This is a genomic window from Roseicyclus sp. (assembly GCF_052168335.1).
In the GTDB taxonomy this organism is placed as follows: Bacteria; Pseudomonadota; Alphaproteobacteria; order Rhodobacterales; family Rhodobacteraceae; genus Roseibacterium.
In genome coordinates this window covers 1-7431 of the sequence record NZ_JBQLZP010000531.1, presented here as the reverse complement: position 1 = coordinate 7431, position 7431 = coordinate 1, and the positions used below count along the sequence as shown (strand labels likewise).

Sequence of the window (7431 nt, the reverse complement as noted above, 5' to 3'; positions counted from 1 at the left end):
TTCCGCGTCGATCATTGCCGACAACCGGCTGCAGCCGGCCTCCATCGGCATGACCAATTACCTGCAGCCCAACCAGGTGAACTGGAACGCGATCATGGCCTACGCGGCCACCTACGTGACCCCGGTGCTCGCAGCCTTCGTCATCCTGCAGCGCCAGATCGTCAATGGCCTCACCGCGGGAGCGCTGAAATGACCGCACAGATCGAACTGAGAAGTGTCCAGAAACACTATGGCAGCTTTCACGCCCTCAAGGACATCGACCTTTCGATCCCCAAGGGACAGTTCGTCGCCCTCGTGGGGCCGTCGGGGTGCGGCAAGTCCACGCTCCTGCGGTCCATCGCGGGTCTCGAGAGCATCTCGGCGGGAGAGCTCAGGATCGCGGGCGAGGTGGTGAACGATCGCCCGCCACGCAAGCGCGATCTTGCCATGGTGTTCCAGTCCTACGCGCTATACCCGCACATGACGGTGCGCGAAAACCTCACTTACGCGCTGCGCCTGAAGGGCGTCTCCAAGGCTGACCGCGCGAAGGCCGCCGACGAGGTGGCCGCGATCATCGGACTGGAGGCTCTGCTCGACCGAAAGCCGAGGGAGCTGTCCGGTGGTCAGCGGCAGCGCGTCGCCATGGGCCGCGCCATCATCAGGGAGCCGAAAGCCTTCCTTTTCGACGAACCGCTCTCGAACCTCGATGCCGCTCTGCGTGTCCGGATGCGCAAGGAGGTTCGAGCGCTTCACGACCGCATCGGCGCAACCTCGGTCTACGTCACGCACGACCAGATCGAGGCGATGACCATGGCTGACCATGTCGTCGTGCTACAGGCCGGGCGGATCGAACAGCAGGGACCGCCGATGGAGCTCTATGACCGGCCGGCGAACCGCTTCGTCGCCGGTTTCATCGGCAGCCCGGCGATGAACTTCGTGGAGGGAAAGATACGGGACGACGGCCGCGCCGCGACCCTCGAAATGGTCGGCGCGCCAGATCTTCTTCTTGCCATGCCTGCAGAGCCCGGGCGCGCGGTTGTCGTCGGCCTGCGTCCGGAGCATCTCCTTGTGGGCCCGCCGGACGCGCCGGGTGCGATTTGCGCACGGATCGGAGCGGTCGAACCCACTGGCTCCACGACCTATCTGTTCACCGAGGGAGCACCAGAACTGCTCGTCACGACCGACGGAACGGCACGGCACCAGAGGGGGGATACCATCGGGCTGACCATCGCACCCGATCGTGTCCACCTGTTCGACCCGGACACCGGAGTCTCGCTCGCACAATGACCATGGAGAGCGACGTCGTCATCGTGGGTGCGGGCCCCTCCGCCGCAGTCGCGGCCCTCGAACTGGCGCGCGCCGGGATGCGCATCACCGTTCTGGAACAGGGGGACTGGGTCGCGGCAGAAGAGTTCGACGGCGCCCGCCCGGAATGGGAGCTTACGCAGCTGAAGCGATGGCACCCGAACCCGAACGTGCGCGGACGTGCCCAGGATTATCCCATCGACACGGCGGCATCGGATGTGAACCCGCTGATGTTTGCCGGGGTCGGAGGCGCGGCCCTCATTTATGGCGCGCACTGGATGCGGTTCATGCCGTCGGATTTTCGCGTCCACACGCTTGACGGTGTCGCGCGGGACTGGCCATTCGGCTATGAAGACCTCGCGCCATTCTACGCCTATGTCGAGGAGGCGATGGGCGTCTCCGGCCTCAGCGGCAACCCGGCCTATCCCGACGGCGCGCCGTGCCCGCTGCCGCCGCTTCCGATGGGCAAGGTCGGGCGCAGGGCGGCGTCGGGCATGAACCTGCTCGGCTGGCACTGGTGGCCAGGTTCTAACGCGATCCCGTCTCGCGCCTATCGCGACCTTCAGCCCTGCGTGCTTCGCGGAACCTGCGGCACTGGCTGTTCGGACGGAGCCAAGGCCACCCCCGACCGCACGCACTGGCCCGAAGCGTTGGCGCTCGGCGTGCGGCTCGTGACGGGGGCACGCGCGGCCGAGATCGAGACCGATGGGCGGGGCAGGGCGCACGCCGTGGTCTGGATCGACCGGAAGGGGGCGCGCCACCGCGCGCGGGGCGATGTCATCATCCTCTGCGCCAACGGCGTCGGGACGCCGCGGCTGCTTCTGATGTCCGGCCTCGGCAACCGCTCCGGCCTCGTCGGGAGACGGCTTATGATGCATCCCTATGCGGGCGTGATGGGCACGTTCGACGAAGATCTCGAAAGCTGGGTCGGACCCGCCGGGCAGATCCTGACCTCGATGCAGTTCTACGAGACGGACGCCTCGCGCGGCTTCCTGCGGGGCGCCAAGTGGAACTGCATGCCGGCGGGCGGCCCGCAGAGTTTCCGCGCGGGCTATACCGGGGGCACGCTGACCGGCGGTTGGGGAGGCGCACTCCACGAGCGCGTCGCGCGCAAGTTCGGCCGGAGCTTCGAGTGGGGCATCATCGGCGAGGATCTGCCGGACGAGCGGAACCGGGTCGAGCTTTCGGAGAGCCTTGTCGACAGCGATGGCCTTCCCGCGCCGAAGATCGTCTACGCCATGTCCGAGAACACACGCCGCATGCTGGCCTTCCACACGGCGCGGGCGGTCGAGGCGATGGAAGCCGCCGGCGCCGTCGAGACCGAGGTGACGCCGCTCATCCGTGACTGCGGGTGGCACCTGATGGGAACGGCCGTGATGGGCGAGGATGCCGAAACCTCCGTCGTGGACCAGCATGGCGCGGTCCACGATGTTCCCGGCCTCTATATCATGGATGGCAGCACCTTCCCGACATCGTCCGGTGTGAACCCCACGGCCACGATCATGGCGGTTGCCGCGCGCTCGGTCCTCCGGTTGATCGAGGCGCGGGCCGACCTGGAACCGGCAGCATGACCTTGACCAGGGAAGAACGCGCGCGCCTTGCGGCCCTGGCGCGCATAATGATCCCGGGCGGTGCGGGACAACCCGGCGCCGCCGATCTCAGGCTTCAGGACACGCCCGTGGAGGAGGTGCTGCGCATAGATTCTTCACGGCTCGCTCCCCTCAGGCGCTTCCTTGCCCTGAAAGGGGAAACGGATGACCTGCCCGCCATCGAGGCGTTGGCGCAGCGGGATCCGGAGGGCTTCGGTGCACTCTCGATCGTGCTTGCAAACGCCTATTTCATGCAGCCCGAGGTGCGCCGCGCGATCGGGTATCCTGGGCAGGAGGCCCGTGACTCGTCGGTCGGCCTGAACGCCGAAGACATGGAGCTTGTTTCCGATGTGACGCGGCGCGGGGCTGTCTACCGAACCGCTTGAGTCCCTGTCACCAGGCGCGTCCGCTCCGCGTCGTGGTCGCGACGCGATAGAGCGAAGTGGTGGCCGTGATGTAGAGATCCGACAGATCAGGGCCACCGAACTCGAGGTTCGTCACCATCTCTGGCACCGGGACATGCGCCACCTGGCGACCCTCGGCATCCCAGACGTAGACGCCGTCCCCGCCCGCGACCCAAAGCCGTCCTTCCGCATCCACGCGCATCCCGTCCGGGACACCGACCGGCATCACCGCGAAGTCTCGCGCGTTCGAGGCGGTTCCCGAGGCATAGTCGAAGGCGATGACCTTGTGATGGGTTGTGGAACTGTCCGAGACGTAAAGCACCTTCTCGTCCGGCGAGAGGCACAGACCGTTGGGCCGGTAGATGTCCGTCACCACCGGGTGTGGTGCATCCGGCCCCTCACCGACGGCGAAGACGAAGGCCCCCTCGATCTCCTGCGCCTGTTGATAGCCGTGAAGCTCGCCCACGAGGGTTCGCACGCCGAAGGGCGGATCGGTGAAGAGGACGGTCCCCTCACTGGTGCAGATGACGTCGTTCGTGGAGTTGAGCACGCGTCCCTCGTGGCTGCCGGCGAGGACCTCCCGCCCGGCGAGCCTTCCGTCCGGCCCGAGCGACAGCGCCGAGAGGCACCGTCGCGAATGCTCGCATGACAGAACCCGGCCCTCCTGATCGCGGCTCAGCCCGATTGCGAAATGGGCGTTCTCCATCCAGGTAGAGACGCCTCTGTTCTCGGACCAGCGGAGGATCGCGTTGCCGGGAATGTCGGTGAAGAGCAGGCAGGCGTGCTCCGCCAGCCAGACCGGACCCTCCGTGAAGCTCAAACCCGTGGCCAGCTGCTCGATTCCGCCGTTCACGACTGCGCTCATGCCGCTCCCTCCCGTCCTCTTGCCCAGCGGTCGATCAGGACGACGCCCACGACCAGGATGCCCTTGATGACCTGTTGCGTATTGAAGTCCACGTTCAGGATCGCGAGGCCGTTGTTAAGGACCCCGATCAGCAGGACACCGAGCATCGTCCGCGGCATCGAGCCATAGCCGCCCCCGAGACGCGTGCCGCCGATCACCGCCGCGGCGATGGCATCGAACTCCAGCCCAATGGCGCCATCGGCGCGGGCGTTGCCAATGCGGGCGATCAGGATCATGCCGACGATCCCCATCAGCGCGCCGGTCATGGTGAAGATGGCTATGCGCAAACGGCCCACGGGCAATCCGAGCATCGCGGCGCTTTCTGCGTCGCCGCCGAGCGCATAGGTGTTTGAACCGAAGCGGGTTCGCGCGAGCAGCCACCAAAGGGTCAGCGCGACGAGCACCAGCCACCAGAACGCGGACTGGTTGCCCAAGAAGCTTCCCGTGGCGAAGAGCGCGCGGAACCAGTCGGCAGAGAACAGGATCGTCTGGCCCCCCGTTAGCGTCAGCGCCACGCCCTGTGCGATGAAGAAGCTCACGAGCGTCGCGATGAAGCTCGGCACCGCGACGTGCACGACGAGCAAGCCGTTCAGGAGACCGAAGCCCGCACCGACGAGGAGCCCCACGGGGATCGCGAGCGCTCCCCACCCCTGCGCAAGGGCGAGCGCGGTGACGACGGCAGCAGCGGAGGCGACGGCCCCGACGCTCAGGTCGATTTCGCCCGCCAGTATCACGAATGTCATCGCGGCCGCCGCGATCCCGAGGATCGCGACCTGGCGGCCGATCCCGATGAGGTTCGCGGGATCGCGGAACGCCGGGCTCAGGACCATGAGCGCCCCTACGATCATGATGAGCGCGAGGATCAGCCCGTAATCCGCGAGGTTCGCGCGCGACAGCGTCATGGCGGCGCCCCGCTCGCAAGTCGCTCCAGCACCACCGCGAGCAGGATGATGAGCCCTTTCACGATGTATTGCGCGTCGATGTTGACGTTCATCAGGACCATGCCGTTGTTCAGGACCGCGATGAGGGCAGCGCCCATCAGCGTTCTCACGAGCGAGGCGCGCCCGCCGAAGAGGCTCGCGCCGCCGATGATCACCGCCGCGATCGCGTCGAGTGTGAGCGCCGGCACCGAGGCCGGTGCCCCGGATCCGAGGCGCGCCGCCGACAGGACCGCCGCCAGCGCGACGAGCACTCCCATGATCGCGAAGACCGTGATCTTGCGACGCCGCACAGGGACCCCGGACAGACGCGCTGCGGCCGGATTTGCGCCGACGGCGAAGAGCTCCCGTCCCGGCACGGTTCGGCCGAGGAACAGGATCGTCGCAACGAATGCGGAGGCCACGATCCAGAGGGGCACGGGCAACCGAAGGAACGTCGCGTCGTAGAACAGGACGAGGAATGGCTCGCTCATGATCGCGACGGAGATTGATCCGGTGAAGACGTAGGCCAGCCCGGTCGCCACCGCCATCATGCCGAGTGTGACGATGAACGACGGTATATCGCCGATGACCGTGATTGCGCCGTTGAGGAGGCCGATGACAAGGCCCAGCAATAGAACGGCGAACACGGCAACCGGCCACGCCGCACCGTTCGCCATCAACTGCGCCAGGATCACCGCCAGGAGCGAAACGACGGCGCCGACACTCAGATCTATCTCGCCCAGGAGGATCACGAGGGTCATGCCGAAGGCCACGAGCATGAGCGTAGCGCTGTCGGTGACGAGTCGCTCGAAATTCCGCAGGTTCAGAAAGAACTCCGAGGACAGGCTGAAGAAGACGACGACCGCGAGAAGCCCCACATATGGCAGGGCGTCGCGCAACAATCCTGCGAGGCGCCGACTGGACTTCGAACGCGTGGCGACACTCATGCCGCCTTCCCCTCGCTGAAGGCGAGATCGAGAAGGTTCTCCTCCGTGGCTTCACTCGCGCGCAGGACGCCCGCGATGCGCCCCTGCGCGACCACTGCGATCCGGTCCGAGATCTGGAGGAGTTCCGGCAGTTCGGAGGAGATCGCGAGCACAGCTGCGCCGTCGGCCGCCATTTCACGGATGAGCCCGTAGATCTCGGCTTTTGCGCCGACGTCGACGCCGCGGGTCGGCTCGTCGAGCAGGATTACCCTCGGCCGGGTCGCGAGCCACTTGGCGAGCGACACCTTCTGCTGGTTGCCCCCGGACAATGTGCCCACGGCGACGGAAGGGCCTGCGGCGCGAACGCCGAGCGTCTTCATCCATTCTTGGGCGAGCTTCCGGATCCTTCCCGGTGTCACCACGCCGCGCCGTGACAACCGCCCTAGGCTAGGCAGCGCGATGTTGTCGGCAATGGGCAGCGCGAGCACGAGGCCGAGGCCCTTTCGGTCCTCCGACACGTAAGCGACCCCGGACGCCATCGCCTCGCGGATGTCGCGGGGCGCGTAGGGTTCGCCGAAGAGCGCCATAATGCCCTCGTCAGGCCGATCGATCCCTGCAAGAAGGCGCGCGATCTCGGTGCGGCCGGACCCCATGAGACCGGCGACGCCGAGGACTTCGCCCGCGTGGAGTCTCAGGTCAGCGCCGTGAACCGCCGGCGCCCTCGCGAGTCCCTTCGCCTCGAGCGCCACGGGCAAGGCGCTGGCATCGGTCCCGTGGCGATCCTCCGAGACATCCCGGCCCACCATGGCGCGGATGAGGGCAGGGCGGTCGAGCGCCATGGTCTCTCCCGACAGCACGAAGCGGCCATCTCGAAGCACCGTAATGCGGTCGGAGAGCATGAAGACTTCGGACATGCGGTGCGTGATGTAGACGATGCCGACGCCTTCCGATTTGAGGCGCCGGACGATGGAAAAGAGGCGCTCCTCCTCGGTCCGGCCGAGGGATGACGTCGGCTCGTCTAGGATCAGCACCTTCGGGTTCTGCGCACTGGCGCGCGCGATCTCGACCATCTGACGCTGCCCGGTCGAAAGGGCACCTGCATCCATGCCGGCGTCAAGGTCGATCCCGAGCCGGTCGAGGATGCCCTGCGCCTCCGCGTTCAACGCGCGCCGGTCGAGCCATAGGCCGCCCACGCGCGAGGGCTCGCGTCCGATCAGGAGGTTCTCGGCGACGGTGCGATTGGGAAGGACGGTCAGCTCCTGGAAAACCGTGAATATCCCCGCGGCCTTTGCGTCCTTCGGGCTGCCGAAGCGGACGGCCCGCCCATCGAGACGGATCTCGCCCGCATCAGGAAGGAAAAGGCCGGACGCAATCTTCATCAGGGTGGACTTGCCTGCGCCGTTC

7 protein-coding genes and 1 pseudogene are annotated in these 7431 nt (G+C 66.8%); 4 read left to right on the top strand and 4 right to left on the bottom strand.

The genetic code is table 11. The annotated features are described in order from the left end of the window. From ACTS11_RS16215 to ACTS11_RS16200, 4 genes and pseudogenes are all read left to right on the top strand, one after another. Positions 1-193: pseudogene (locus ACTS11_RS16215) on the top strand (carbohydrate ABC transporter permease); the annotation flags it as partial. Continuing rightward, the gene (locus ACTS11_RS16210) at positions 190-1266 is read left to right on the top strand and encodes an ABC transporter ATP-binding protein (protein ID WP_442641337.1); all 1077 of its coding nucleotides are present in this window, start codon (positions 190-192) and stop codon (positions 1264-1266) included. The pseudogene ACTS11_RS16215 and the gene ACTS11_RS16210, both read left to right, overlap by 4 nt. 2 nt (positions 1267-1268) lie before the next feature. Continuing rightward, on the top strand, positions 1269-2855 hold the full coding sequence (locus ACTS11_RS16205; protein WP_442641336.1) for a GMC family oxidoreductase: 1587 nt from the start codon (positions 1269-1271) through the stop codon (positions 2853-2855). Then, complete coding sequence (locus ACTS11_RS16200) at positions 2852-3259, top strand: hypothetical protein (RefSeq protein WP_442641335.1); 408 nt, start codon at positions 2852-2854, stop codon at positions 3257-3259. Before ACTS11_RS16205 ends, ACTS11_RS16200 begins: the two co-directional genes overlap by 4 nt. Before the next feature lie 7 nt (positions 3260-3266). Here the strand turns inward: ACTS11_RS16200 and ACTS11_RS16195 are convergent, their stop codons facing one another. From ACTS11_RS16195 to ACTS11_RS16180, 4 genes are all read right to left on the bottom strand, one after another. Beyond that, positions 3267-4142: an SMP-30/gluconolactonase/LRE family protein gene (locus ACTS11_RS16195; RefSeq protein WP_442641334.1), complete on the bottom strand. Its 876-nt coding sequence runs from the start codon at positions 4140-4142 to the stop codon at positions 3267-3269. Further along, the gene (locus ACTS11_RS16190) at positions 4139-5083 is read right to left on the bottom strand and encodes an ABC transporter permease (RefSeq protein ID WP_442641333.1); all 945 of its coding nucleotides are present in this window, start codon (positions 5081-5083) and stop codon (positions 4139-4141) included. Before ACTS11_RS16190 ends, ACTS11_RS16195 begins: the two co-directional genes overlap by 4 nt. Next, positions 5080-6048, bottom strand: coding sequence for an ABC transporter permease (locus tag ACTS11_RS16185; protein ID WP_442641332.1), 969 nt, complete (start codon positions 6046-6048; stop codon positions 5080-5082). The genes ACTS11_RS16190 and ACTS11_RS16185 overlap by 4 nt, the downstream gene beginning before the upstream one ends. Next, positions 6045-7431, bottom strand: a 1387-nt coding sequence (locus tag ACTS11_RS16180; protein WP_442641331.1) for a sugar ABC transporter ATP-binding protein, incomplete at its 5' end; no start/stop codon positions are given. The genes ACTS11_RS16185 and ACTS11_RS16180, both read right to left, overlap by 4 nt.